Below are 24,781 nucleotides of genomic sequence, written 5' to 3' on the forward strand. Positions count from 1 at the left end.
AGTTGCCCATGCCTGTCTTCATGATCTCGTACCAGGTGGTTGACGAGGGCGCCGTGGCCGGTCGTGCTCGACCTGCTCGCCCGCGCCCCGCGGGCCTGTGTCAAGGTCGCCCCGGGCATCCCGTACGAGTTCATCCCGGAGGTAGCGGCCCTGCGCGACCTTCCGGCGGCGGTGCGCGGTGCGCGCCGGCCCCCCGTCATGCGCGTGGTACATCCGCCGCGGTCCGGGTACAAGTCCAGGTGTCAGGTGCCGCGGGGTGGATCTCCGAGTCTTGGAGTGGAGGCACTGATGGACCCGACTCAGGAAACCGGTGCGGTCACGGGGACCAAGGACAAGGACTACAACCTCGTCTGGTTCGTCGAGCAGTGTCTGAGCAACACGCTGCGGCTGGAGAGCTACATCTCCGACGCCGAACGAGCCGGCGACACCGAACTCGCGGACTTCTTCCGGAGGGCTCAGGGCGAAAGCCGCAAGGGCGCCGAGCAGGGCAAGGAGCACCTGCGCCGGCGGCTGTCCGGCTGACCGCCGGCGGCGGACGGGGCGGCGCTCAAGCGAGGGTCGCCGGGCGACATTCGAGAGTGAGCTATCAATTTCAGGGTGCGGCAGAATGAGCCCATGAGCAACGGCGGCGGGCTGCGCGAGCGCAAGAAGGCCAGGACCAGGGAGGCGATCCTGCGCGAGGCGTTCCGCCTGTTCCGTGAGCGCGGCTACGCCGCCACCACCACCGAGCAGATCGCCGAGGCCGCCGAGGTCTCCCCCGCCACCTTCTTCCGCTACTTCCCGGCCAAGGAGGACCTGGTCACCCTCGACCGCTTCCCTCCGCTCATGGAGGCGCTGGCGGCCGAGCCGCCGGGCGCGCCGGTCACCGTCCTGCGCCGCGCTTTCCGCACGGCCTTCGCCTCCCTGACCGCGGAGGAGATCGCCGTGGGACACGCCCGGGAGGTGTTCGCGGTGACCGTTCCCGAGCTGGTGGCGGCCAACCTGCGCAGAACACCCGGCCTCCTGCGGGAGGTCGCCGAGACCCTCGCGGAGAGGACGGGGCACGCCGCGGACGACCCTCGGATCCGCGACGCGCTCGGAGCGGTCTTCGGGGTCGTGACCCTCGTGTGGTGGCAGTGGGCACAAGACCCGGCCATGGACGGGCCCGCCGAGATCGACAAGGCGCTGGCGCGTCTGGAGTCCGGCCTGAACGAGTGAACCGCTTTTTCAAGATTTCGATATTCAGGACGCCGATCCCTTTGGGAACTCCAGCTTTGTCCGCATGCGGACATTGACACCGGCACGGAATGTATCGAGCCTGAGGTGACACGGACACACCGCGTTCGCCGAGGCCATGAATATCGCGGTCGACCAGTCACTCGAACGCTCGGGAATCCCCGAATGGATTCGGCACCGAGTCCACGCGCCCGTGCATGACTGAACGGACCGGCCCGCGCGACAATCACGCGAATCGCGGGACGGCGCTGCCGCCCGATTTCTTCCTGCGCGTCATGGACGACTATTACGCCGACCCCGAAGAGGTCCGGGAATTCGCCCTCTCATCGGATTTCGCGAAGCCGTTCACCGGGTCATGGCAGGGCACCCATTCTCTGCAACGGCACCCGCGGACCGCCGCCGTCTTCCATGAGCTCGCCCGCCGGACGGGAATTGCCGGAACGCCCAACTGGGAGGAGATAGAGCGGTCCTACCTCTTCTGGGGCCGCCCGTCGGCAGGAGTGTTCGCGCTCCTCCTCGACGGGCAACGCGACGCGATCCACGCGCACAAGCGCACGGGGCGCTGGGCGGCGGTCTGCTATCTCAGCGCTCCACGCGACTGCGCGGGCCGCGAAGGGCTGCGGTTGTTCCGCCACCGCCCGACCGGGGCCTTCTCCTGCGCGGGGGCGTCGCGTGAGCAACTGCTCCGGTTCCGCGAGGACGCGGCGGATCCCGGCCTGTGGGACCTGGCCCACGTCATCGACATGCGCTTCAACCGGATGGTCCTGTTCGACGGGCAGTACTTCCACGCGGCCTCCGCAGGGTTCGGCGCGGACGCCCGCACCGGGCGCCTGGCTTAGCTGTTCGCCATCGACTTCGAACTCTCCTAGAGAGACCATGGCCACCTTAGATCTCGTGTTCCCCCCTGACCGGAGCGAACTACCCGTATCTCAGCACCGCGGTGCTCAAGGCGTACGTCCAGCAGGAATCCCGGCACGAGGTCGCGCAGACGGACCTGAACCTGCGCTACATCCAGCACCTGCTGACTCCCGAGGCCGTCCGCGAGCTGGTGACCACGGCGCAGACGACGGCCCGCTCGCTGGAAAGACGCAGTCGTGCACGAGACCGTCTATCTGTCCTCCCGAGGGTGGGACCACTTCGTCGACGACGACGCCCCGGTCCTCGGAGTGAGCCTGCGCGGGCCGGCGCGGGTGGCGGCGCACGTCCTCTTCGTGGCGTGCGCCCTGCTGGCCGTCGTGGTCCCGGCCTGGCGTTGGACGCCGGTTCTCGTCCTCGCCGCGCTGTCCCTCCTGGCCGCGTCCCTCCCCAAGCGGCTGCCCAACCATTTCGCCGTGGCCTGGTTCATGCTGCTGGCCTTCTCCGCCGACCGCGTCTTCGGCCTCTCGCCCGGCCACGGGGCGGCGACGCGTACGCGCTGCGCCTGGTGCAGCACTTCACGATCATCACGTATCTGCTCGCCGGCGTGCACAAACTGAACCGCGACTACTTCGACCCTCGCCTGAGCTGCGGCAGCGGTCTCCTGATGGAGTACGCGCTCAGGCTGGGCGCCAGCCCGCGCCGGGTGCCCCGGCGCCTGTCGATGGCGGTGTCCGCCGCCGTGGTCGTGGCCGAGTTCGGCGCCGCCACCGGGTTGGTGCTGGGCGTGCACACGGTCTGGGTGCTCGCCGCCGCGGTGGTCATGCACGCGTTCCTCGGCTTCGCCGGACATGCCCAGTTCTCGCTGATCATGCTCGGGGGGTTGCTGTCGTTCGTCGAGGCGGAGTCGCTGTGGCCGCTGTCCGCGCCCGGGCTCTGCGCCCTGCTGATCGGCTCCGGTGTCCTGGCCGCGACGCTGGGCGGCTTCCGCGGTTTCCGGCTCCGGTACGTCGCCCTGCTCAACAGCGCCGTCCTCGCCGGCGCTTCCCTGTGGTGCCTGCTCACCGTCCTCGCGCCGGGCGCCGGCCAGGCCGGCGGGACGTGGGCCCTCACCTTCGGCCACGCCCCGTACGCGACGGCGTGCCTCGTCGCCCTCTACCTCGTCAACGGCCTCGCGCCCTATCTCGGCCTCAAGTTCGACTTCAGCATGGCGATGTTCAGCAACCTGCGGCCGGATCGGCGTAACCATTTCTTGCTTCCCATTCCGAGAACCGGCCTGATGCCACGCTATTTCGAGATATCGGGGCTGGGTGGAAGCGGGACGGACGGGCGGGCGGGGGCGGCCGAGCTGCTCAAGGAGCGGTTCCCGGACGTGTACACGCATCGCTATTCCGCCGGGTACGTCCTTGCCGCCGCCCGGCGCCTGCTTCACCATTTCGAGCCCGGCGCCGACGTGTACCTGAGGTGCGTCGACTCCTCGACGGCGGAGGTGCACCATGTCCCCGTCGGCCTTCCTGTCGGCGTTCCTGTCGGCGCCGCCTCCGGCTTCCTGCTCAGACGCGAGCGGTTCAGCCTGTACCCCTACGCCCTTCCCGTCCGATCCGTCCTTCCGCTGTGCTGCTGATCAACCGGGCTGCTGATCCCTGCTGGTGGGGTCTCCCGCGAGTCGGCGGTCACGGCGCTCGCCCGGCCCGGCTCACGGGGAGTGATCGCCAGGGGCCGCAGAACGTCTTCGTCCAGGATCCGGTCCTACCCGAGGACTACGCGTACGGCCGGCTCCACGACCGCCGGCGCATGACGCCGTGCCGGGCGGCGCTGGACAAACCCCTGACGCCTCCGGATCATGATCACGAACTCCCTCGCCACCACCCCCCGACGTGAGGATCCGAGGATGACCCGTTCAAGGGCCCTGCTCTCCATGGCCGCCGTGGCCGCGTCCGTGCTGCTGGCCAGCGGCAACGCCCAGGCCGACGCGGACGTGCCGTTACCGTCGGCGATCTTCCGCGCCACCCACAACAGCTACTCGGGCAATGTCGACGGCGCCAGGAAGTCCCTCACCTACCAGCTCGACCACGGCGTCCGCTTCATCGAGCTCGACGTCCACGACAACGGGTACGCGACCGCGCACGACTACGCCATCGGCCACGGCTCCCCCGGTGACCAGGTCGACCACTCCGGCAACCCGGCCTCGAACCTGCTGCGCGACTGGCTCGACGTGATCAACACCTGGTCCGCGCAGCACCCTGCCGCCGCTCCGCTCGTCGTCATGTTCGACCTCAAGGACGACCTGACCGACAACCCGTCGTACGCGGCCGGCAACCTGGCCGCGCTCAACCAGGAGCTCGTCTCGGTCTTCGGGCCGCGGCTGCTGCGGGCCGAGGACTACCCGGCGAGCCCGCCGCCGGTGGACACGCTGCGGGGCCGCGTCCTGCCCCTGCTCTCCGGCAACGGCAAGAGCCGCGCGGAGTACAAACGCGACCTCGGCCACAACCCGGCGATCGCGATCAACGCGAAGGGGCAGGTCGTCGAGGTGCACGACTCGGGCTCGGGCGTGCTCTGGTACTGGACCGGCACCTACGCCGACGGCCGGGTGACCTGGCTGCGCCACGGCAGGTACGACACGGGCCAGACGCCCGCCGTCGCGCTGAACGACAACGGCGACCTGGTCGAGGTCCACCAGTCGCAGAGCGCGACGACGCTGTGGTACCGCGTCGGACGCCTCGGCGCGGACGGCGAGATCACCTGGTCCTCCAGCCACCAGTACGACAACGGCGTCCTGCCGACGGTCGCCTTCACGGACCCGGCCGGCACGCGGCTGCGCGAGATCCACCGCAGCCAGAGCAACAGCCAGAACTGGACGTGGGACGGCGTGCTGAACACCGGCTCCTCGACGGTCTCGTGGACCGGGAACGCGAAGACGTCCGACGCCCGCTTCGACAAGACCACCTCGGTCCGCGGCACGTCGAGCGTGCGCGTGTGGACCGGGGCGGACGGCCCGACCCCGGCGCAGACCCTGCGCGTGGACACCGACCGGTTCGCCGGCGATCGCATCCGCTACCCGCAGGCGGCCTTCGTCGAGTACCAGAAGGGCGACAGCGCGGAGCTCCAGCAGGGTGCCCTGTTCTACGGGGCGCCGGCGACCGAGTCGGCCTTCATCACCTCGGCCCGGCAGTCGGGGCGGCTCGTGCGCGGCTGGGACTTCGACTCGGCCGCCCGGGCGACGACCCCGCCGGCCAACCACCCGGCGACCAACCACCCCTACGACGCCTGGTACGAGAACCTCCTCACCCAGTCCGGCGCCGTCCAGTGACGCCTCCCGCGTCCGGACAGGCCGCCGGCTGACGGCCCCCTCCCGCCGGCACCCCGACCGGGAGGCGGACCGGCCGGGAGGCGGACCGGCCGGGAGGCGGACCGGGCGGGAGGCGGACCGGGCGGGAGGCGGACCGACCGGAAGGCGGCCCGACCTGCCCGGCGGGCTTCGGCCCGGCGTACGGGCGCTCGCGGACGCCGCCGGCCACCCCGGTGGCCCGGCCGTCCAGCGAGCCGACGCCTATCGGGAGCGCCGGCGTTCCTCGCCGCCGCTCCACCAGCCGGCGAGCCGAACCTTGATCGCGTGCGGCGCCCCGGCCGGTGTCGCCAGTGGGACCTCCCTCGCGGGCCGGGAACTGACGACGCGGTCTCGTCGCGCGCGGTAGCGTCTCGATGAGGACCTGCGCGCGCGACGTCGCGCGGGGTCCCGGTTCGTCGTCCGCGAGGTCGTAGGGGAAGTCGGAGGTGATCACGGTGCATCCGGTCCCATGACAGCCCCATCCCGGGGCGTCACGGAGCCGAAAGGTGACCGTATGAGCAAGACCGACAGGACCCGGCCCTGGTGGGTGCGGCTGGCCGACACGCCGATGACGACCTGCGTGCCCGTGCACGACCATCGGTTCGGGCCGTGCACGCTGCCGGACGAGATCAGCGCCGGCAGCGCCTCCCCGAGCCGCCGCGCAGGCGCCTGCTTCTGGGGCTCCCCCGCCCACTACGTGCTCGGCTGCCTCACCAGGGGCGGGAACCGGGAGTGGTACCACTTCCGGCGCGAGACGCGCCGCCGCAGCCGTCACCAGGCGCGCCGGGAGCTGCGCGCCTATCGCGGCGAGGACTGAAAGAGACCGGAAGAGCAGGAGGGGCGGTGCCCGCGTGTCAGCGGGCACCGCCCCTTTTCCGTCCGGGACCGTCCTGAGTCCGTCGGGGACCCCGCGATCCCGGCCGGATCAGTGCCGGTCAGTGCCGGTCAGTGCCGGTCAGTGACGGTCGGTGACGGTCGGTGACGGTCGGCCCCATGTCCTGGACGTGCCGGCGGTGGCCGTGACCGGGTGCGGGCGCCAGGAGGTCAGGAGCGAACCGCCCCAGGGGAGCTTGTCCGTCGGCCACAGCTCACGCTGCGACTTCTTGCGCAGGGTCTCGACCCGGCCGCCCACGGGGCAGCGGAAGCCCTGCGGGGGCACGGTCAGCGAGATCAGGTAGTTGTCGATCGGGACCGTGCTGCACTCGTCCTTGCCGTAGATGCGGTGGCCCCAGCCCTCGTACGTGATCAGGCGCGCCTTGGGGCCGAGCTGCCGGGCGGCGTTGGCGGACCAGGAGTACGGCGTGGACGGGTCGTGCAGGGAGTTGCCCAGCAGGATCGGGGCGCTGCCCGTGTACCGCAGCCGGTGCTGCGGGTTGGTGGTGGGGTGGTTGAGGCAGACGGGCAGGTCCTCGATGGGCATCGGGTTGAAGCGCATGTCCGGGGCGCGGCGGTTGGAGCTGCGCAGCAGCCAGGCGTATTCCCGGTAGTTGCGTACCCGCAGCCGGTAGTCCTGGCAGAGGATCGCTGTGGGCAACTGGGCGACGTCGCCCGAGACGGGGCCGCGTCCCGGCAGCGGGGGCACCCACTCCGGCGGCGCCCCGCCGTCCAGGGCGCGGAGCATCTCGCTCAGCAACTGCCAGGCGGGCCCCTCGGTGCCCAGCACGCCCTGCCACAGGACCTGGATCTCGGTCATCGGCCGGTCGGGGACACCCGGGTAGTACAGCTTGCCGCTACGCGCCTTGGCCAGGATCCTCTCCCACACGGCCCGGACATCCTTGCCGTGCAGGGCGCACGTAGGCTCCTGGGCGCACCAGCCGGCGAACTCGTCGAAGGCGTCCTCGACGGCCGCGGCCTCGGAGTCGAGGAAGGCCTTGACGCCGAGGCTGTGGTCCATGTTGCTGTCCAGGGCCATGGCCCGGATCCGGTTCGGGAACAGCTCGGCGTACATCTGGCCGATCAGCGTCCCGTACGAGATGCCGTAGTAGGTGAGCTTCTCCTCGCCCAGCGCGGCGCGCAGGGCGTCCACGTCGCGCGCGACGTTCACCGAGTCCACGTGGTCGTACAGCGGTCCGGTACGGGCCCGGCAGTCGGCGCGCAGCCGCTTGGCGTAGGCGCTCCATCGGACGAAGTCGGCCTGGCTCTTCATGACGGCGTACGGCATCTGGTTGAACACCGACGCCGAGCAGATCACCGGGTGGCTGCGGCCGACACCGCGGGGGTCGAAGCCGACGATGTCGAAGCGCTTCTGCAGTTCCTCGGTGAAGAAGCCGGGAGCGCCGTAGGCGGCCTCCACGCCTGATCCGCCCGGACCACCTGGGTTGATCACCAGGGATCCGACGCGGGCCGAGGGGTCGGTGGCCTTGCGGCGGGCGACGGCCAGGTCGATGGCGGGCCCGTTCGGACGCGACCAGTCGATCGGCACCGCCAGCTTGCCGCACTCGGCGGAGGGCTCCTCCGCGCAGGGCGCCCACGCGATGCGGCCCTTTCCGGCTGCCGGGGCCGGCGAGGTGGTCGGAGTCGGCGTCGCGGCCGGGGTGGCCGTCGAGGTGGCCGTCGGGGTCGGGGTCGGGGTCGCCGTGGCTCCCTCTCCAGAGCCCGCCGCGGCGGCCGACGATACGGGTAACAGGGTCGCCATCGCCAGGAAGGCGGCGGCGAGCAGAGAGGATCTTCCTCGCACAGTGCTCCAATCGTCGATCGGCCGGCCGGCCGCTCAGGCGGCGCTCGACCGGCTCCGATCATCTTCGGTCGACGGCCGCGACACCCGTGATCCGGCGGCGGCGAACGCGGACGGCCTCTGTGGTGACCGCGACAGATCGACGGCAGCACGATACAACGGCGGCACGCCGAAGATCCTGACAATGGCGGCGAAGATCGCTCCGGGCCGACCCGCTGACCAGGGCGGCCGTCAGCTCACCTGATCGTGGCCGCGGACGCCGGCGGGAGTTTCCGGGGCAGGTCCGTCAGTCGCTCCCTTCACCAGGCGCCGGACGCGACGTCGTCCTGCATGGCGGGATACATCCTGACCCGCACCGACATCACCGGGAAAGCCGACGTTTGTCGCGAGTGGTCAATGTGTGTCAGACATCCTCGCTATGGTGCTGATGATCCATCTGCCGCCACAGGAGTGCCATGCCGCAAGCCGAACCTCTCCGGGAGGACGATCCCGCGGCCATGGGGCCCTACCGGCTCCTCGGGCGCCTGGGCGCGGGCGGCCAGGGGATCGTCTACCTCGCCTCGGGACGCGACGGCCGGCCGGTCGCGGTCAAGGTCCTGCGGGAAGGGCAGGCCGACGGGCGCTTCCTCAAGGAGATCGACGCCGCCCGCCGGGTGGAGCCGTTCTGCATCGCCCAGGTGCTCGACGCCTCACCCAGCGGCCGGCCGTACATCGTGACGGAGTACGTCGACGGCCCCTCTCTTCAGCAGGCGGGCCGCCACAGCGGCGCCGACCTCCAGCGGCTCGCGGTCGCTACGGCGACGGCGCTGGCGGCCATCCATCAGGCGGGCATCGTGCACCGCGATTTCAAACCCGCCAACGTGCTGCTGGGGCACGGCGGGCCCCGGGTGATCGACTTCGGGATCGCCCGGTCCGCCGAATCGGGGCCGGCCGGAGCCAGCGGCATCGTGGGGACGCCCGCCTACATGGCGCCCGAGCAGCTCGCCGGGGGGCCGGTCGGACCGGCCGCCGACGTGTTCGCCTGGGCGTCGGCCATGGTGTTCGCCGCGACCGGCAGCCCGCCGTTCGGCGAGGACACGCTGCCTGCCGTGATCAACCGGATCCTGCACAACGAGCCGCAGCTCGGCGATCTGCCGCAGCCGTTGCGCACGATCGTGCTCGGCTGCCTGGCCAAGGATCCCGCGCGCCGCCCGTCCATGCAGGAAGTGCTGCTGCGCCTGCTGGGCGGCCCGGCGGCGGGTCAGGCGGCAGGCTGGGCGGCCGATCCCGGCCACGGCGGGCCGGTCACGGCTCCTGGGAGGCCGGGGCGCGGTGGCGGTGTGGAGGGGAGCCGCCGCGGAGGCAGAGTCCGGGTGGTCGCCGGGGCCGCCACGGTGGCGCTGGCGGTCACGGGGAGCGTCGTCTGGGCCGCCATGAACGGCTGGGTCATCGAGAGGCGGACCCTGCCCGAGGTACAGGCGATCGCCACGATCACGAAGCCCCTTCCGACGCCGACCCGGAAGCACGCGAAACGAACCGGCAAACCGTCCACTCCCCGGCCGACCCGGAAGCCCACGTCCGGACCGGACCGGAGGCCGACCGCCGGGCCGTCCGAGCGGCCGACGCGGAACCCCACCACGACCGCTCCCTCCGTAAGACGCACCAGGTCCACCGCGCCGAGCGGCGGCGGGTCGTTCAGGGTCATCACGGTGCGCGCCCAGAGCCCCGGCATGGACACCGCCCAGAACTGCCACATCAACGACACCAACACGTTCGGCACGGTGGAGGGGACCAAACTGGCCACCACGTTCCGCTACGCATGGGTCCTCGACGGCAAGGTCGTGGAGCGTTCGGAGGCCCCCATCGCGGAGTCCCACACCCAGCAGCTCGTCGGCCCGCTCGTCAAGGCGGAAGGGCCCCACACCGTGATCCTGCGCGTGACCGGGCCGACCACCTCGTCGAGGACGCTCAGGTTCACCATCTGCCCGGACGACGAGTGACGGCCCCGCTCCTGCCCCAGGACCCGGCGGCCGTCGGCCCCTACCGCCTGCTCGGACGGCTGGGGGCGGGAGGCCAGGGCGTGGTCTACCTGGCGCAGTCACCCGACGGGCGGCGGGTCGCCGTCAAGGTCCTGCAGGACGGGCTGGCGGGCGATCACCGCTTCGCCAAGGAGATCGACGCGGCGCGGCGGGTGGAGCCGTTCTGCATCGCCCAGGTGCTCGACGCCTCGCTGGGCGGCCGGCCGTACATCGTGACCGAGTACGTCGAGGGGCCCTCCCTCCAGCAGGCGGGCCGCCACGGCGGCGCCGACCTGCAACGCCTGGCGGTCGCGACCGCGACCGCGCTGGCCGCGATCCACCGCGCCGGGGTGGTGCACCGCGACTTCAAGCCGGCCAACGTCCTGCTCGGCCGCGACGGACCGCGCGTCATCGACTTCGGGATCGCCCGTACGGCCGACCAGTCGCTGACCGTGACGAGCAGCGTCGTCGGCACCCCCGCCTACATGGCTCCGGAGCAGCTCGCCGGCGAGCCGATCGGTCCGGCGACGGACGTCTTCGCCTGGGCGTCGGTGATCGTGTTCGCCGCGACCGGATCGCCTCCGTTCGGCAACGACTCGCTGCCCGCCGTGATCCGCCGCATCCTGCACGACGAGCCGTTCCTGGGCCACCTCCCCGGGCCCCTGCGCCCCGTCGTGCTCGCCTGCCTGGCCAAGGACCCCTCGGCGCGGCCCGCCATGCAGGACGTGCTGCTGTGGCTCATCGGCGCCCAGCCCGTTCCCCCCGCGGGCCCCACCACGCCGGGGCGTCATGACGGTCCGGCGACCCATGCCGTGAACCGCCGGCCCGGGAAGGCGCTCCTGGCGGGCGCCGGGGCGCTGGCGGTGTCGGGCGCCCTGGTGGCCGGGGCGATCACGTTGATGCCCGCTCCGGCGACGACTGCGTCCCCTGCGGCCTCCTCCCGCGCCACGACCTCCGTCGGCGTCACGGCCGGGACGAAGGACCCGGCGGCCGAGAAGGCAGGCTCCACCACGACCGCACGCCCGAAGAGCACGCCCTCCCATCGGCAGCCGACTCCCAAGCCGGTGACCTCCAAGTCCACGCCCCCCAGGCCCACGACTCCCAAGCCGACGGCCTCCAAGCCGAGGGCCACATCCACGAGAAGCGCGACCGCCGGCGGGAGCGTCAGTCTGCTGTCCTTGACCCTGGACGGCCTGAAGACCGAGAAGGGCTGCTGGTCACCGAGCCTCTTCCCCGTCGCCCTGATCCAGGGGCCACCCGGGAAGCTGACGGAGTACGGCTACCGGTGGATCGTGGACGGTCAGGACGAAGGGTGGAAGACGGACTGGGTGCGAGGGACGACCAAGAACCGGCGCAACCCGTTCGGCGCCTTCGAGCCGGGCAGGCACACCGTCGTCTTCCGCCTCCTCAGCCCCGCCAAGGCCAGCAAGGCCACCAGTTTCACCGTGTGCGAGCGCCATTCCTGAACTCGTCCGCGAGTCCCTGTCCATCCGGCCATGTCCCGTTCGTAGCCATGCCGTACGGCGAGCCCGCCACCCCCGGCGGGCCGACGACCATCGGCCGCGAGAGGACCCACGATGACCACCACCTCCGACACCGCCGCCCACCGTCGCGACACCGGAGTCTCGCTGCTGCTGGGCTGCGGCACGGTCGCCGGGCTGCTGTTCCCCGTCGCGTCGTTCGCGCAGGCGTTCACCCGGACCGGATTCGACCTGCGGCGGCACGCGTTCAGCGCCCTCACGCTCGGCGACCTGGGCTGGCTGCAGACCGCCACCTTCGCGCTCACGGGCCTGCTGGCCTGCGCCTTCGCCCTCGGCGTCCGCCGGACCGCCCGTCCCGGCGTGGCCGGCCCGATCCTGATCGGCGTGTACGGCGTGGCGATGGTCGGCGGCGGGATCTGCACCCCCGACCCCGCGCTGGGCTGGCCGGCCGGAGCCCCCGCCGGGCTGCCCGAGCACCTCAGCATCGGCAGCGCCCTGCACACGGTCTTCGGGGCGGCGGCGTTCCTGTCGCTGATCGTGGCCGGGCTCGTCTTCGCGCGGCGGTTCGCCGGCCGCGGCTGGACCGCCTGCAGCGTCATCGGCAGCCTGGCCACGGCCGCCCTCACCGTGCCGCCGTGGAGCGAGGACAGCGCGAGCCTGCGCTTCGCCGCCGGCGCGGTCCTCATCTCCGGCTGGCTCGCCGCCCTGTCCCTGCGGCTCAGGAACCGCTGACCGTCCGCCGGGCCGATCCCCGCGAACCTGGGTACGGCTACGGCCGCGCCCCGGCCTCCCACGGCCTCCGGCCGCGACGACCAGAAGGAGGGCCGACGTGTCCGACGCCCACCCCACCGCCGCGCGGAGCGAGGACGGACGCCCCGCCGCCGCCCGGCGCGACCGCCGTGGCCGGCGCGTCGTCGCCGCGCTGGCCGTCACCCAGACCGTCGGCTACGGCGTGCTCTACTACGCCTTCTCCGTCTTCCTCACCCCGATGGCGCGCGCCCTGAACGCGAGCAGCGCGCAGGTCGCCGCCGCGCTCACCGTCTCGGTGCTGACCACCTCGCTGTGCTCGCCACTGGCCGGCCGCTGGCTCGACCACCACGGCGGCCGGGCCCTGATGACCGCCGGGTCGGCGCTCGGCGCCCTCGCCGTGCTGGGCTGGTCGCAGGTCACCACGCTCCCCCAGCTGTACGGGGTGTTCGCCGCCGTCGGCGCCGCCTCGGCGATGGTGCTGTACGGGCCGGCCTTCGCCGTCGTCGTCACCTGGTTCGACGGGCACGAGCAGCGCCGGGCCAACGCGCTGCTGGCGCTCACGGTCGTCGCCGGGTTCGCCTCCTCGATCTTCCTGCCGCTCGCCGGGCTGCTGGTCCAGGCCCACGGCTGGCGTCACGCGCTGGTCGTGCTGGCGGTCCTGTACGGCGCCACGGCGATCCCGCTGCACGCCCTGGTGGTGCGCCGTCCGCGCACCGGCCACCCGCCGGTCAGGCCCGCCCAGCGGGCCGATCTGGTCAGGCAGGCGGTGCGGGCGAGACCGTTCTGGCTGCTGGCCGTCGCGTTCACCGCGCACAGCGGCGCCGTCGCCACCGTCGCGGTCCTGCTGGTGACCTACCTCGTCCACCTGGGGCACCCGCCCGTGTTCGCCGCCACCGTCGCCGGCCTGCTGGGCGTGCTGTCGGTCGCCGGGCGCGTGACCACCACCGGGCTGCGCCGCAGGCTGCCCGCCGCTCCGGTGGCCGCCGCCGTCTTCGCGCTGCAGGGCTGCGGCGCGGTGTTGCTGCCGGCGGCCGGCCGTACGGTGACGGGCGCGGTCGGCTGCGTGCTGCTGTTCGGCCTCGGCTTCGGCGTCGGCACCATCACGCTGCCCCACCTGCTGGCCGAGCAGTACGGCACCGCGGCCTACGCCAGCCTGTCCGGCCGGGTCGCGCTGTTCTCCGTCGCCAACAAGGCCCTCGCGCCGCTGGGCGCGGTCGCCCTGGCCCAGGTCGCCGGGTACGGCCCGGTGATGGCGGCCGTCGCCGCCGCCTGCGTGATCGCTGCGTGCGCGCTGATCGCCTACCACCGCCTCCCTGAGGGACGGCTCTCGCACGGTGAGCTGCGGCCAGGCCCGGAAGCGTCGCCATGAACGTCGGTCGCGGTCATTGACGGGAACGGCAGCCAGGGCTTCATTCCGGTACATCTCCCGGCTGTCCACGGGAGATCCGTGCGACGCCGGTGCGGACGCGCCGCTGTGTCCGACGACGGTGATCACACGTTGCCCAGCACGCGCGTCACCTGGATCTCCACGACCACGCGCGCCGGGTTGGGTCGGGGCGGCTTGTAGCGGGCGGCGTAGCGGCGCTCGGCGTCGGCCACCTCCTCGGCCCCGGTGCGCAGCACCGCCCTGCCCTCCAGCGTGGACCAGCGGCGGCCGTCCACCTGGCAGAGCGACACCAGCGCGCCGTCCTGGCCGACGAGCCGGGCCTTGACCGAGGTGCCCGAGGTGATCACCCGGGCGATGCCGGTCCGCAGGTCGAGCGTCGCGCCCACCGGGACCACGTGCGGCGGCCCGCCGGGGCGCGCGGTGGACAGCGTGCACAGATGCCGCTCCTGCCAGAACGCGGCGAAGGCGTCGCCCTGCTCGACGAGATCCACTGCCCTCCTCGGCGGCCACTGCGCGGGATAGTGCTTCAGAGAGGCATATCGTATCTCCGGCCGTCTGGCAGCCTGGCGGGTGAAGCGGCTACTCGTCATCGGCATCGGCGCGGACGCCCCCGACCACCTCACCCCCAGGCCGTCAAGGCCATCGCCGACACGGACGTCTTCCCCATCGTGGACAAGAGCGAGGTCAAGCACGCGTGTACGACAGCACGCCGGCCGTCGTCGAGGAGACCCTCCGGCGGGGGAACGTCACCTTCACGTACGAGGTCGTCCCCCGGGATCAGCAGCGTGGCCGCGCTCACCGCCCGCCACCGGACGAGCCTCACCCGGGTCGGCCGGCCCGTGCACCTCACCACGGGCCGCCGCCCGGCCGGGCAGGCCCCACCGCCGACGACATGGTCGTCATGCTCGACGCCCGCCCCGGCCGGAGGGCTGACGGGCCCGGCCGGCCCGCGGCGGTCAGCGGTCACGCCGTGACGGTACGGCCCCGACCGGACTCCCCTACCGGCTCTGCCGCGGCAGCGGGTCCAGCACCACCACCGGGATCGCCCTGACGGTCTGCTTCCGATACCGGTCGTAGTCCGGCCAGAGGGCCGCCATCATCGCCCACAGCCTCTCGCGGTCCTCCCCCGACGCCTTCGCGGCCGTGACGGCGAACTTCTCCGCCCCCACCTGGACCTCCGCGACAGGATCGGCCATCAGGTTGAGATACCAGGCGGGATGCGCGTCCGCGCCGCCGTTCGATCCCACGACGACCAGTCGATCACCGTCGGTGCCGTAGATCAGCGCCGTCCGGCGCGGCCGGCCGGATCTGCGTCCCAGCGTGGTGAGCAGCAGCGTGGTCACTCCCCATCGCCGGTGTCCCTTGCGCCCGTCCGTCTCGACGTATTCCTTGATGTGCCTGGCGACCCAGTCGATCGGGCTGTCCGTGGGGTTCATCGCCGTTCCTCCGTGTTGACGTGCTGTCGGTGCGTCCGGCCGCAGGCGGTCGGGGTTGTCACCGGTCGTTCGCCGAGCACCCGGCTCATCGGGCCGTGGCGGCGGCGCGACGGTCTCGTACGGCGAGCTCCAGGTCCGCGGCGTTGGCCAGCGCGTCGGCGAGGCGCTCACGTTGCGAGTCGTCCAGGGCCGTGCCGGCGACGCGGACCAGAAGGCGCGCCGCCGTGTCGGGATCGTCGAGCCGGACCGCCAGTTCGGCGCGGTAGACGAGGGCCTCGACCAGGGTGACGACCGGTGTGAGGTCGTCGGCCCCGTCGAGCTTGCCGTCCAGGATCTTCGCGGCCTGACGGGTGTCGCCCCTGGCGTCCCCTTGGACGATCGCGTTCTCCAGTGCCCGCGCCAGCGGCCCGCTCTCCGCGTCACCGGGATCCGCGGGGACGGGCTCGGCGGTGGAGCGGAAGACGCGGATCCAGTTGCCTCCCGGGTCGACGACGCTGAACCCGGGGACGTCGCCGGTGTTCTTGCGTTTGCGCGGCCTGGTGATGCGCGGGATGCCGGTGAGCAGGAGCTTTCCGTGGGCGGCGCGCATGCGCGTGGCGAAGTCCTCGAACAGTTCGGCGGTGTCGTCCACGGCGACGATGCAGGAGCCGTAGGACTGTTCCGGGTCGAAGCCGGAGATTCCGGCGAAATGCAGCTCGATTCCGTCGCGCCGGAGGGCGACGTACGGGTTCGGGCGGGTCTGACGGTAGGTCCGGTCGAAGCCGAGCATGCCGTAGAACGCGGCGATCTCGTCGATGTCCCGGCACGGCAGGATCGGGATGACGGTCTCACGCATCGGCGCCGCCCGCTGAACTCTCTCGCGTGTACATCATACACGCATGATAGGGGCCGGAGGGTGGATGAGCTTCACATCCCGAAGGCCGTAGATCGAATATGTTACGAAAGTCGTGACAAAAGCTGGCATGTGACGGACAAGAGGGCATCACGGCAGGCTCGCCGAACTCGCGGTCCTCGACGCCGCGCTCCGGACTATCCGCCGGAGGGTCGCCTGGCTGTCACGATCACGTTCTGCGCCAGCAAGGTCAGACCGAGCATGAAGATCACGCAGGCGCTGGTGGTCAGCGTGGTGGCGGCGTGGTCGGCGCCGTAGCCACCGAGGAGGAAGCGGAGCCCGATGGACAGGCACCACAGGGCGACGGTCGCCGGCCCGTAGCGGTACCAGGTCGTGGCGAGCCGGGGGTAGATCTGCACCGCGAATCCGCGGACGACGCCCAGACCGACCGACACCACCAGGTCGGCGGCGATGAGCTGGTAGTCGATGCCGTGGAGCTCCACTGCCGGCACGAGCGGGACGACCGGCCCGAGACCGGCGACGAGCAGGACGAGCGGCTGCACCAGCAGCCTGACGGGCCGGCGCTCCCGCCCGCCCATCCTCGTCACCACGATCACCAACACCGCGACGAGGCCGATGATCTCCGGAATGCGTCCGGCGCCGGCGGCGTCTCCCGCCGCCGACGCGACGGCCGTGCCGGGACCGAGGAGCGCCTCGACCTCCGCCATCAGGACTTGTCTCCCGTCAGGTGGCCGGCCAGCACCGAGGCCAGGGCCGTACGGAACGCGGTGTCATGCGCCGGTTCGGCCGGGTCATGGCCGAGCCCGGCGAGCCAGGACCGCTTGCCGAGCGCGAAGCCGTACGACGCCGACAGTCCGAGCAAGACGACCGCCTCGATCCTGGCGCGGTCCGGCATCCGCGCTTCGGGCAGGACGGTGCGGATGCCGGCCTGCATCGCGTCCACGAAACCGGACAGCCCCTCCGACGGGGTCCCGGCGCCTTCCGCGTGCAGCATGGACCACGCCCACAGGCGGACGTAGCGCTCGTCGGCCAGCGTCTCGAACAGCACCCGCGTCATGGCCTCCGAGTAGGGCACTCCCTTGTCGGCGCGCATCCGTTCGCGCATCCGCTCGAGAAGTCGAGGGCGCTAGGGACGTCCTCCGAAGAGGACCAGTCGGTCAGCTTGTCGGCGTCGACGACCGAGCAATCCCGGAAGCCGAGATGGTCACGAGTCTCGCCGCGATGACGCTCGATCGTCCGGCCTGTCCAGCCGTACAGTCCCAAACTGCTGGCCGACGTCTTGGTTTGCCTCGCGATGTAGTCGACCACCTCGTCAGGAAACTCCGCCCGCGCGCGCGGTGAGCGCCCGTGCTGCGTGAAGTACTACAGCGCGCCCTCCCGGCAACCCGCACACCTCCGGGGAACGTCCCACGCCCTCGGGACGCCCACGCCTTCCGGGGGACCGGCGCCCTCCGAGGGCCCACCGGGCGGCGGTGGGAGCCGTACGGCAAGCAGGCCACCGAGAGCGAGGGCCGAGGGCCCGGCGCCCACGGAGGCGAGCGCTACGAGGACGGGAGAGCAAGGGGTCGTCCTGGAGGACGGGCCCTATCTCACGGGGCCTGCGGGCCGGGGGTCCTCGCCGGCGCGGACGAGGCCGCTCTCGTAGGCGATGTGCACCAGTTGGGCGCGGTCACGGGCGTCGAGCTTGGTCAGCAGGCGGCTGACGTACGTGCGGGTCGTCGCGGGGCTGAGAAAGAGCCGCGCCGAGATCTCGGCGTTCGACCGGCCCGCCGCGATCTCGGCGAGCAGCTCGCGCTCCCGCCCGGTCAGCCCGGCGAGCAGGCGTTCGCCGGCGGGGCGGTGCCGTACCGCGACGGCCGCGAGCACGCGCCGGGTGACGGCGGGCGACAGCAGCGCGTCGCCCGCAGCGACGGTGCGCACGGCGGCGCGCAGCTCGTCGGGCGCGGTGTTCTTCAGCAGGAACCCCGACGCCCCCGCCCGGATGGCGTCGAACAGGTGCTCGTCGGTGTCGAACGTGGTGAGCACGACCACCCGCACGTCGCGCAGCCGCGCGTCGGCGACGATCCGCCGGGTCGCCTCGATGCCGTCGAGGCCGGGCATGCGGATGTCCATGAGCACGACGTCCGGCCGTTCCGCGACCGCGAGCGCGTATCCCGCCGCGCCGTCGGGCGCCTCCCCGGCGACGGTGATGTCGTCCGCGCGTTCGAGCAGCGCGCGCAGCCCGGCGCGCATCAGCTCCTGGTCGTCGACCAGCGCGACGCGGATCACCGCCGCGCCACCAGCGGCAGCGACGCCTCGACGCGGAACCCGGCGCCGGGCCGCGAGGTCACGACCACCCGGCCGCCGAGCAGCGCGGCGCGCTCCCGCATCCCCGTGAGGCCCCGCCCGGCGGGCCCGGCGGTGAGGTCGGCGCCGCGGCCGTCGTCGGAGACGGTGACGCGGAGCCGGTCGCGTTCGTAACGCAGCCGTACCTCCGCCCTGCTCGCTCCGGCGTGCCGCAGGCAGTTGGTCAGCGCCTCCTGCACGATGCGGCAGGCGGCGCCGTCGACGACCGCGGGCAGCGGCGCCGCCTCTCCCTCGGTGGCCAGTTCGACGGCGAGCCCGCCCGCGGTGGCCGCGGCCACCAGTGGGTCGAGGTGGCGCAGGCTGGCGGCCGGGGCGCGGCCCTCTCCCCCGCCCTGGTCTCTGAGCAGGCCGAGGGTGCCGCGCAGTTCGCCGATGGCGTCGTCGCCAGCGCGCCTGATGACGGCGAGCGCGGAGCGCGCCGCCTCGGGGTCGCCGTCGAGCGCCTCGCGGGCCACGTCGGCCTGCACGGAGATCACCGCGATGGTGTGGCCGAGCACGTCGTGCAGGTCCCTGGCGATGCGCAGCCGTTCCTCCTGCACGCGCCGGCCCGCCTCGTGCTCGCGCTCGGCGGCGGCGAGGTCCGCGCTGCGGCGCTGCTCGGCGCGCAGCAGCCGGGTGGCCCGTACGGCGGCGCCGAGCGCGATGGCGGCCACCATGAGGCCCAGGGTGGACGCCAGCTCGAACCCCAGCAGGTATCCGGGGTCCTCACCGTCGCGGAGCCGGAACGTGGTGCTCACCACCACCAGGGCGGCCGCCACGGCGGAGGCGACCATGAGCCTGCCCGCCTCGGCGGCGGAGTAGAGCGCCGCCGCGACGGGCAGGGCCAGGCCGATCGGCGGGTAGCCCGCCGCGTAGTAGGCGAGCAGGCCGGTGGCCGTGGCCACGAGCGCCAGCACGGGGAAGCGGCGCCGCACGAGCATGAGCGCGCCGAGACCGGCCACGAAGGCGTAGGCCGCCGCGTCGGGAGCGCGGTGGCCGCCGAGGTCCATCGTGACGGCGACGGCGACGACGGCCGACACGGCGACGCCCAGCGCCGCGTCCCCGGCGACCTCGCGATTCCCCTCGATCACGAACCCGAGGATAGCCAGCACGGCCGGTGGGCCGCAGTCGCCGGATGTTGACATCCGCTGTCGCCCCCGGCCGATGACGCGCCGCCTCCCGCCGGGCCTAACGTGCGGCGGCATGAGAACGCTGGGAGTCGCCATCCTCGGGCTCTTCGCCGGTCTGGCAGCGGGATTTCTGCTGTTCAGCGAGGTGCTGGGCAGGATCGTCGCAGGTAACGGGCCGGTGGGGCCGCCGTGGACGTTCGTCATCGGGTTCGGCCCGCAGGTGCTGGCCGTCGTGGGCGCGGTGGTCGCCGTCGTGATCGACAAGGCGCGGAGGGGGAGGTCGTGAACGTGTCGAGGCGGCGGCTGCTGCGGGCCGCCGCGGAAGGGCTGGTGCTCGTCCCGCTCGCCGGGTGCTCCCCGGGCGACGGCCACGGATCGCCGGGCCGCGGGGGCGCGAACGTGGAGACGGGATCCAGCGCGGGCGCGCTGGTGCGCAGTACGGCCCGGCTGCCCGCGCCGTTCACCGTGCCGCTGCCGATCCCCCCGGTGCTACGGCCCGCGCGCACGGACGGCGACGCGGACGTGTACGAGATCACGCAGCGCGTCGGCGAGGCGGAGCTGCTGCCCGGACTGCGGACCCAGGTGTGGGGGTACGACGGGATCTTCCCCGGGCCGACGATCGTGTCGCGGCGCGGGCGCACCACGATCGTGCGGCACCGCAACGAGCTGCCCGCCCCCGTGGTCGTTCATCTGCACGGCGGCAGGACTCCGGCCGAGCACGACGGGTATCCCACGGACCTGGTCGCGCCCGGAACGGCGCGCGAGTACGTGTATCCGCTGGACCAGCCCGCGGCCACCCTGTGGTATCACGACCATCGGATGGAGTTCACCGGTCCGCAGGTCTATCGGGGCCTCGCGGGGTTCCACCTCGTGCGTGACGACGAGGAGGACGCGCTCCCGCTGCCGAAAGGCGACAGGGACGTCCCCCTCATGATCGCCGACCGGTCCTTCGCCGAGGACGGCTCGCTGCTCTACCCGGACGTGCACAGCGACTACATCAGCGGCGTGCTCGGCGACTGCGTGCTGGTGAACGGCGCGCCGTGGCCGGTCATGGAGGTCGCCGCGGCACGCTACCGGTTCCGCTTGCTGAACGCCTCCAACGCGCGCCGCTACCGGCTCGCGCTCGATCCGCCGCCGCCTTCCGGGCCCGCGTTCGTCCAGGTCGGCAGCGACCTCGGGCTGCTCGGAGCGCCGGTCGGGCACCAGGAGCTGCAGATCGCGCAGGCGGAGCGGTTCGACGTGGTGGTGGACTTCTCCCGATATCCGCTCGGGCAGCGGGTGACGCTGGTCAACCGGCTCGGCGAGAACGGCACGGCGAACGTCATGCGGTTCGTGGTGGCGCGCAGGGCGGCCGACGACAGCCGCGTGCCGTCCCGGCTGGCCGGTTTCGAGCCGCTGTCGCCGTCGGCCGCGGTGGTCGAGCGCACCTTCACCTTCGAGCGGGGCGGCGCGGAACGGCACGGCATGCCGGTGTGGACGGTCAACGGCCGGCCGTTCACCCCGGACCACATCGCGGCCGAGCCCGCGCTCGGCACGGTCGAACGGTGGACGCTGCGCGCGAAGAACGTGCCGCACCCCGTCCACATCCATCTCGCGCCGTTCCAGGTGCTGGCGGGTGGCCGCTTCACCTCCGGCTGGAAGGACACCGTGGACCTGGCGAGCGGCGACCAGGCGGAGGTGCTGCTCAGGTTCGACGGCTACCGGGGCACGTACGTCTTCCACTGCCACAACCTGGAGCACGAGGACATGATGATGATGGCCAACTTCCGGGTCCGCTGAGGCCCGTACGGCCCGCCCCTCGCGGCGGTCAGGAGGCGGCGGAATCGAGGTGGGAGAAGGCGGGGCGGGCGGACAGGAGGCTGGCGGAGCGCGCGGTTGCGGTCGGCCAGGTGCGGGTCGGCCCCGTCGTCGAGCAGCAGCCGGACGATCCGCTGGTACGGCTCCGCCCCGTCACCGAGCAGGATGATGGTCGACCTCGATGCCGGTCTTGAGGAGCTCGCGCACGTGGTCGACGTGGCCGTGCACGCAGGCGGGGAAGAGCGAGGGGCGCTGCCGTAGGAGTGGACGACGCCGCTCATGTCATCCAGACGACCGGGCCCGCCAGGCGGCCTGAGAGGCTGTGGGCGTGACAGTTGATGCGGTTGCGGAGTTCGAGCGGCACCGCTCGAAGCTGTTCGGGCTGGCCTATCGGATGCTGGGTTCGGCTGAGGAGGCCGAGGACGTCGTCCAGGACACCTTCCTGCGTTGGCATCAGGCGAGCACTGTCGAGTCGCCGTGGGCGTGGCTGGCCAAGGTCGCCACCAACCTGTGTGCGAACCGGTTGGCGTCCGCGCGTGCGCGCCGGGAGAGCTATGTCGGTTGCTGGCTGCCGGAGCCGGTGCTGACCGCGGGCGGCGCTCTGGGCCCCCTGGACAGTGCCGAGCAGCGGGAGTTCGTCTCGTTGGCCTTCCTCGTGCTGCTGGAAAGGCTCAACCCGTCGGAGCGCGCGGTGTTCGTCCTGCGCGAAGCCTTCGACTACAGCCATCGGGAGGTGGCCGAGGTCATCGACTCATCCGAGGCGAACTCCCGGCAGCTGTACACCCGAGCTCGCCGGCGCCTGGCCGAGGCGCGTGGCGGCTCCGCTCGCCGGGCAGGCCAGGCCTGCCCCCGCGCCCTGGTGGAAAGCTTCCTGGCAGCCGCGGAACAGGGGGATCTGCCGGGGTTGGAGAAGGTGCTGGCCGAGGACGTGACCGTGTGGGTGGACGGTGGCGGCAGGGTCGGCGCTGCCCGGCGGCCCATCTCCGGCGTCTCCCAGGTGGCGCGCTACCTGGTCGGCTCGTCGAGCATCGCCGGTCAGGGGGTGAGACTGTCGGCTGCGGAGGTGAACGGCGCACTGGGGCTGCTGGCCTGGGCCGGTGAGGAGCTGGTCGGCGTGCTGGTGCCGGAGACGTCGGGCGGCCGGATCAGCGGGATTCGCATCGTCGCCAACCCGACAAACTCCGGTTGTCACATTCCGGAGGCCTATCCGGTTCTTAATGGGTGACCGCGAACGCCGGACCCGGCGTGAGGCGGTGACCTGACAGCCGCGCGAGGCCGGAACACCCCGGCATCGCGCTCTCCGTGGGGGGTTTCTACCCGTGACGAACCTGATCCTGGTGACGGGCGGTACCGGCCGGCTCGGCCGCGCGCTCGTACCACGGCTGCTGTCGGCCGGTCATGCCGTCCGCGTGCTGAGCCGCAAGCCGCCGTCGGACGAGCAGACGTGCCGCGGTGACCTGCGCACCGGTGAGGGCCTGGAGGAGGCGGTCGACGGCGTCGGGGTGATTGTCCACTGCGCGACCGGTAAAGGCCGTACGGACATCGACAGCACGCGCAGCCTCATCCAGGCGGCGATGCGAGGCGGGCGCCCGCATCTGATGTACGTGTCCATCGTCGGCGTCGACCGGGTGGACGTGCCTTACCATCGGGCGAAGCTGGCCTGTGAGCAGCTCGTGGAACGCTCCGGCCTGCCGTGGACGATCCAGCGTACGACCCAGTTCCACGAGCTCATTGTCTGGATGTGCGCGCGCCAGCGGTGGCTACCGATGATCGTGATGCCCAGCGGGGTCAGCTTCCAGCCCGTCGACGCCGGCGAGGTGGCCGCTCGCCTGGCCGCCCTGGCAGGTGCGCCGCCGGCCGGCCGGGTGCCGGACATGGGCGGGCCCGAGGTGCGCTCCGCCGCCGATCTGGCCCGCGCTTATGCGCGATCGCGCTCCAGCCGCCGGCCGGTGGTGTCGGTGCCGATGCCCGGGGCCGGCATCCGCGGCTTCCGCGAAGGGGCACATCTGGCCCCCGAGCACGCCGACGGGCGGATCACCTTCGACGAGTTCCTCGCCGCATGAGCGCCCGCACCTGGCTGCGCGCGGGCCTGGCCTTCCTCGCTGTGGCGCAGTTCGCCGTGGGGGGCTGGGCGCTGTTGTTCCCTCGCTCATTCTTCGACATCCCCTGGGTGGGGATGCGCATGCCGTACAACGCGCATCTGATGACGGACTACGGCGCGATGAGCCTGGCCACGTCGGTGGTGCTGGGCGTGAGCGTTTTCATCGTGCGGCGGAGCATGGCCCGTACGGCACTCGCCGTGTACCTGGTGTTCGCCGGGCCGCACCTGGCGATCCACCTCCAGCTGCTGCACCATCTCACGCCCGGCGAGCGCGTGCCGTTGCTGATCGCGCTCACGGCGGCGGTCGTGATCCCGCTGGTGCTGCTTCCGCTCACCAGCCGGCTCGAAAAGGCGTAGTTCCTCGAACTTCCCGCAGAAAGAGGTGTCTTTGTCATGCCCGACAACGTTTCGTTGCCGATCCGCAGGGATGCGGCCTGCCTTCCACAGGCGTGTGAATCGTGACAACCGTGCTGCCACTCGGCGCGCTGGATCTGGAACCACGCCCTGATCTCGCCGCTCGTCAGATCGACGTACGACCAACGCTGGCCGAGCGCCTCCCCCTGGCGGATACCGAGCGCGAGCGTGGCCAACCAGCGAGCACCGTGCCTCCGAGTCTTGGCCACATCAAAGAATGCGCCGAGCCTTCTCTCTGGTCAGCGGTTCGATCTCAGTGGCCGTGGCCGTGGCCGTGGCCGTGGCCCAAGGAGCGTCCACGAGCGTCGCGACGTTGCGCGTGATGCGGCCGCGCCGGACCGCGATCGCGAGCGCGCGGGACAGGATGCGGTGCACCTTGAGGACGGAGCTGGGAGACAGGCCTTCTTCCAGCATGCGCGTGGACGAGCCGCTCACAGATCGCACCGAGGAACTCCCCCATCCACCTCCTCTACGGTGGGCGCACGGCCCGGCTTTCCGACATGTCCGGACTGCCGTTGGCCCTCCAGTTCGCGGACTTTCCGGGTTACCTCCGCTTCAGTCGTGCCCTTGCGGTGGCGACGATCGGGAGAGCCATCCGGCTTGATCCCGATAGTCACCCAGCCGTGCCAGACACCGTCCTTGCCAAGCTAGATGGACGAGCGGCCGTTGGGCTGCCTTGTGGCCATCACACCGCCTCCTGCTCTGCACTGGCCTCAAGCGCACGGGCAAAGTCGAGGAGCGCGGCGGTAGGGATGAGGCGGTAGCCATCGCGCTTGATCGAGCGGAGTTCCGCTTTTGATGAGCCGGAAGACGGCCGTGCGGCTCATGCAGAGGACCGTGAGTCTGTCCATGTCATCCTGAAGAAACGCGACGTCGCCGAACTATTCCGACTCGCGGTCCAATACGCCGGAGCCCCTCGCGCCGCCAGCGTGCCGGCCCCGCCGGACCGCCACCGTCAGGCCGTACCACGTCACCAGGTAGCCGATGGCCGACGGCGACACGCGCAGGTCCGCGGAGACGAGTTCGAGCAGCCCGATC

At 72.1% G+C, this 24,781-nt stretch carries 27 protein-coding genes and 1 pseudogene; 17 read left to right on the top strand and 11 right to left on the bottom strand.

The genetic code is table 11. From position 1 onward, the window contains the following. Window positions 1–288: 288 nt before the first annotated feature. The 7 genes from AB0H81_RS32005 to AB0H81_RS32035 all read left to right on the top strand — a co-directional run bounded on the left by AB0H81_RS32005 (window position 289) and on the right by AB0H81_RS32035 (window position 6,215). A complete protein-coding gene (locus AB0H81_RS32005) occupies window positions 289–522 on the top strand; it encodes a hypothetical protein (protein ID WP_358382013.1) in 234 nt (77 codons plus the stop codon). A gap of 93 nt (window positions 523–615) precedes the next feature. Further along, window positions 616–1,197, top strand: a complete 582-nt coding sequence (locus tag AB0H81_RS32010) for a TetR family transcriptional regulator (RefSeq protein WP_358382015.1) — start codon at window positions 616–618, stop codon at window positions 1,195–1,197. A 215-nt stretch (window positions 1,198–1,412) separates the two neighbouring features. Then, the gene (locus tag AB0H81_RS32015; protein ID WP_358382017.1) at window positions 1,413–2,054 is read left to right on the top strand and encodes a DUF6445 family protein; all 642 of its coding nucleotides are present in this window, start codon (window positions 1,413–1,415) and stop codon (window positions 2,052–2,054) included. Between the two features lie 255 nt (window positions 2,055–2,309). Beyond that, window positions 2,310–2,690: a hypothetical protein gene (locus AB0H81_RS32020; RefSeq protein WP_358382019.1), complete on the top strand. Its 381-nt coding sequence runs from the start codon at window positions 2,310–2,312 to the stop codon at window positions 2,688–2,690. Then, window positions 2,678–3,694 (top strand): hypothetical protein, encoded by a 1,017-nt coding sequence (locus AB0H81_RS32025; RefSeq protein ID WP_358382021.1) that lies wholly within the window; start codon window positions 2,678–2,680, stop codon window positions 3,692–3,694. Before AB0H81_RS32020 ends, AB0H81_RS32025 begins: the two co-directional genes overlap by 13 nt. Window positions 3,695–3,961: 267 nt before the next feature. Then, the gene (locus AB0H81_RS32030; RefSeq protein ID WP_358382023.1) at window positions 3,962–5,380 is read left to right on the top strand and encodes a hypothetical protein; all 1,419 of its coding nucleotides are present in this window, start codon (window positions 3,962–3,964) and stop codon (window positions 5,378–5,380) included. Window positions 5,381–5,912: 532 nt separating this feature from the next. After that, the gene (locus AB0H81_RS32035; protein WP_358382025.1) at window positions 5,913–6,215 is read left to right on the top strand and encodes a hypothetical protein; all 303 of its coding nucleotides are present in this window, start codon (window positions 5,913–5,915) and stop codon (window positions 6,213–6,215) included. A gap of 138 nt (window positions 6,216–6,353) precedes the next feature. Here AB0H81_RS32035 and AB0H81_RS32040 read toward each other — a convergent pair whose 3' ends face one another. After that, window positions 6,354–7,820 carry an alpha/beta fold hydrolase gene (locus AB0H81_RS32040; RefSeq protein WP_358382027.1) on the bottom strand — a complete coding sequence of 489 codons (1,467 nt, stop codon included), beginning with the start codon at window positions 7,818–7,820 and terminating at the stop codon, window positions 6,354–6,356. Here AB0H81_RS32040 and AB0H81_RS32045 point away from each other — a divergent pair. From AB0H81_RS32045 to AB0H81_RS32065, 5 genes are all read left to right on the top strand, one after another. Further along, window positions 7,783–8,316, top strand: a complete 534-nt coding sequence (locus tag AB0H81_RS32045; protein WP_358382029.1) for a hypothetical protein — start codon at window positions 7,783–7,785, stop codon at window positions 8,314–8,316. The genes AB0H81_RS32040 and AB0H81_RS32045 overlap by 38 nt on opposite strands. Window positions 8,317–8,527: 211 nt before the next feature. Beyond that, complete coding sequence (locus AB0H81_RS32050) at window positions 8,528–10,051, top strand: serine/threonine-protein kinase (protein ID WP_358382031.1); 1,524 nt, start codon at window positions 8,528–8,530, stop codon at window positions 10,049–10,051. Then, on the top strand, window positions 10,048–11,535 hold the full coding sequence (locus AB0H81_RS32055) for a serine/threonine-protein kinase (protein WP_358382033.1): 1,488 nt from the start codon (window positions 10,048–10,050) through the stop codon (window positions 11,533–11,535). Before AB0H81_RS32050 ends, AB0H81_RS32055 begins: the two co-directional genes overlap by 4 nt. Before the next feature lie 111 nt (window positions 11,536–11,646). Beyond that, complete coding sequence (locus AB0H81_RS32060) at window positions 11,647–12,282, top strand: DUF998 domain-containing protein (protein ID WP_358382034.1); 636 nt, start codon at window positions 11,647–11,649, stop codon at window positions 12,280–12,282. A gap of 97 nt (window positions 12,283–12,379) precedes the next feature. Then, complete coding sequence (locus AB0H81_RS32065; RefSeq protein ID WP_358382036.1) at window positions 12,380–13,669, top strand: MFS transporter; 1,290 nt, start codon at window positions 12,380–12,382, stop codon at window positions 13,667–13,669. Window positions 13,670–13,791: 122 nt separating this feature from the next. Here the strand turns inward: AB0H81_RS32065 and AB0H81_RS32070 are convergent, their stop codons facing one another. From AB0H81_RS32070 to AB0H81_RS32110, 9 genes and pseudogenes are all read right to left on the bottom strand, one after another. Next, window positions 13,792–14,178 (bottom strand): pyridoxamine 5'-phosphate oxidase family protein, encoded by a 387-nt coding sequence (locus AB0H81_RS32070; RefSeq protein WP_358382038.1) that lies wholly within the window; start codon window positions 14,176–14,178, stop codon window positions 13,792–13,794. 128 nt (window positions 14,179–14,306) lie between these two features. Then, window positions 14,307–14,654, bottom strand: a complete 348-nt coding sequence (locus AB0H81_RS32075) for a hypothetical protein (protein ID WP_358382040.1) — start codon at window positions 14,652–14,654, stop codon at window positions 14,307–14,309. A gap of 31 nt (window positions 14,655–14,685) precedes the next feature. Further along, window positions 14,686–15,123: a nitroreductase family deazaflavin-dependent oxidoreductase gene (locus AB0H81_RS32080; RefSeq protein WP_358382042.1), complete on the bottom strand. Its 438-nt coding sequence runs from the start codon at window positions 15,121–15,123 to the stop codon at window positions 14,686–14,688. An 85-nt stretch (window positions 15,124–15,208) separates the two neighbouring features. Beyond that, window positions 15,209–15,958: a VOC family protein gene (locus tag AB0H81_RS32085; protein WP_358382044.1), complete on the bottom strand. Its 750-nt coding sequence runs from the start codon at window positions 15,956–15,958 to the stop codon at window positions 15,209–15,211. A gap of 194 nt (window positions 15,959–16,152) precedes the next feature. Beyond that, window positions 16,153–16,683 carry a hypothetical protein gene (locus tag AB0H81_RS32090; RefSeq protein ID WP_358382046.1) on the bottom strand — a complete coding sequence of 177 codons (531 nt, stop codon included), beginning with the start codon at window positions 16,681–16,683 and terminating at the stop codon, window positions 16,153–16,155. Beyond that, a complete protein-coding gene (locus AB0H81_RS32095) occupies window positions 16,683–17,081 on the bottom strand; it encodes a hypothetical protein (RefSeq protein ID WP_358382048.1) in 399 nt (132 codons plus the stop codon). The genes AB0H81_RS32090 and AB0H81_RS32095 overlap by 1 nt, the downstream gene beginning before the upstream one ends. Continuing rightward, a pseudogene (locus AB0H81_RS32100) lies at window positions 17,030–17,326 on the bottom strand (DUF4158 domain-containing protein); the annotation flags it as partial. The pseudogene AB0H81_RS32100 and the gene AB0H81_RS32095, both read right to left, overlap by 52 nt. A gap of 234 nt (window positions 17,327–17,560) precedes the next feature. Beyond that, complete coding sequence (locus AB0H81_RS32105) at window positions 17,561–18,244, bottom strand: response regulator transcription factor (protein WP_358382050.1); 684 nt, start codon at window positions 18,242–18,244, stop codon at window positions 17,561–17,563. Beyond that, the gene (locus AB0H81_RS32110; RefSeq protein ID WP_358382052.1) at window positions 18,241–19,392 is read right to left on the bottom strand and encodes a sensor histidine kinase; all 1,152 of its coding nucleotides are present in this window, start codon (window positions 19,390–19,392) and stop codon (window positions 18,241–18,243) included. Before AB0H81_RS32110 ends, AB0H81_RS32105 begins: the two co-directional genes overlap by 4 nt. Before the next feature lie 112 nt (window positions 19,393–19,504). On the opposite strand from AB0H81_RS32110, the gene AB0H81_RS32115 reads away from it, so the two are divergent. The 5 genes from AB0H81_RS32115 to AB0H81_RS32135 all read left to right on the top strand — a co-directional run bounded on the left by AB0H81_RS32115 (window position 19,505) and on the right by AB0H81_RS32135 (window position 23,686). Further along, the gene (locus tag AB0H81_RS32115; RefSeq protein ID WP_358382054.1) at window positions 19,505–19,717 is read left to right on the top strand and encodes a DUF5957 family protein; all 213 of its coding nucleotides are present in this window, start codon (window positions 19,505–19,507) and stop codon (window positions 19,715–19,717) included. Next, window positions 19,714–21,210, top strand: coding sequence for a multicopper oxidase domain-containing protein (locus AB0H81_RS32120; protein WP_358382056.1), 1,497 nt, complete (start codon window positions 19,714–19,716; stop codon window positions 21,208–21,210). Before AB0H81_RS32115 ends, AB0H81_RS32120 begins: the two co-directional genes overlap by 4 nt. A 346-nt stretch (window positions 21,211–21,556) precedes the next feature. After that, window positions 21,557–22,453: an RNA polymerase sigma factor SigJ gene (gene sigJ / locus AB0H81_RS32125; protein WP_358382058.1), complete on the top strand. Its 897-nt coding sequence runs from the start codon at window positions 21,557–21,559 to the stop codon at window positions 22,451–22,453. A 94-nt stretch (window positions 22,454–22,547) separates the two neighbouring features. Further along, window positions 22,548–23,291, top strand: a complete 744-nt coding sequence (locus AB0H81_RS32130) for an NAD(P)H-binding protein (RefSeq protein WP_358382060.1) — start codon at window positions 22,548–22,550, stop codon at window positions 23,289–23,291. After that, a complete protein-coding gene (locus tag AB0H81_RS32135) occupies window positions 23,288–23,686 on the top strand; it encodes a hypothetical protein (RefSeq protein ID WP_358382062.1) in 399 nt (132 codons plus the stop codon). Before AB0H81_RS32130 ends, AB0H81_RS32135 begins: the two co-directional genes overlap by 4 nt. Before the next feature lie 267 nt (window positions 23,687–23,953). Here the strand turns inward: AB0H81_RS32135 and AB0H81_RS32140 are convergent, their stop codons facing one another. Then, a complete protein-coding gene (locus AB0H81_RS32140) occupies window positions 23,954–24,187 on the bottom strand; it encodes a hypothetical protein (RefSeq protein WP_358382064.1) in 234 nt (77 codons plus the stop codon). Between the last annotated feature and the right edge of the window lie 594 nt (window positions 24,188–24,781).

Source organism: Nonomuraea sp. NPDC050691, assembly GCF_040654455.1.
Taxonomy (GTDB): Bacteria; Actinomycetota; Actinomycetes; order Streptosporangiales; family Streptosporangiaceae; genus Nonomuraea.

Bases quoted from the DNA above. Each gene is read 5' to 3' on its own strand.
- AB0H81_RS32005 (WP_358382013.1), top strand. From the start codon at position 289: ATGGACCCGACTCAGGAAACCGGTGCGGTCACGGGGACCAAGGACAAG.
- AB0H81_RS32010 (WP_358382015.1), top strand. From the start codon at position 616: ATGAGCAACGGCGGCGGGCTGCGCGAGCGCAAGAAGGCCAGGACCAGG.
- AB0H81_RS32015 (WP_358382017.1), top strand. From the start codon at position 1,413: ATGACTGAACGGACCGGCCCGCGCGACAATCACGCGAATCGCGGGACG.
- AB0H81_RS32030 (WP_358382023.1), top strand. From the start codon at position 3,962: ATGACCCGTTCAAGGGCCCTGCTCTCCATGGCCGCCGTGGCCGCGTCC.
- AB0H81_RS32035 (WP_358382025.1), top strand. From the start codon at position 5,913: ATGAGCAAGACCGACAGGACCCGGCCCTGGTGGGTGCGGCTGGCCGAC.
- AB0H81_RS32045 (WP_358382029.1), top strand. From the start codon at position 7,783: ATGGCGGGCCCGTTCGGACGCGACCAGTCGATCGGCACCGCCAGCTTG.
- AB0H81_RS32050 (WP_358382031.1), top strand. From the start codon at position 8,528: ATGCCGCAAGCCGAACCTCTCCGGGAGGACGATCCCGCGGCCATGGGG.
- AB0H81_RS32060 (WP_358382034.1), top strand. From the start codon at position 11,647: ATGACCACCACCTCCGACACCGCCGCCCACCGTCGCGACACCGGAGTC.
- AB0H81_RS32080 (WP_358382042.1), bottom strand. From the start codon at position 15,123: ATGAACCCCACGGACAGCCCGATCGACTGGGTCGCCAGGCACATCAAG.
- AB0H81_RS32085 (WP_358382044.1), bottom strand. From the start codon at position 15,958: ATGCGTGAGACCGTCATCCCGATCCTGCCGTGCCGGGACATCGACGAG.
- AB0H81_RS32090 (WP_358382046.1), bottom strand. From the start codon at position 16,683: ATGGCGGAGGTCGAGGCGCTCCTCGGTCCCGGCACGGCCGTCGCGTCG.
- AB0H81_RS32095 (WP_358382048.1), bottom strand. From the start codon at position 17,081: ATGCGCGAACGGATGCGCGCCGACAAGGGAGTGCCCTACTCGGAGGCC.
- AB0H81_RS32115 (WP_358382054.1), top strand. From the start codon at position 19,505: ATGAGAACGCTGGGAGTCGCCATCCTCGGGCTCTTCGCCGGTCTGGCA.
- AB0H81_RS32135 (WP_358382062.1), top strand. From the start codon at position 23,288: ATGAGCGCCCGCACCTGGCTGCGCGCGGGCCTGGCCTTCCTCGCTGTG.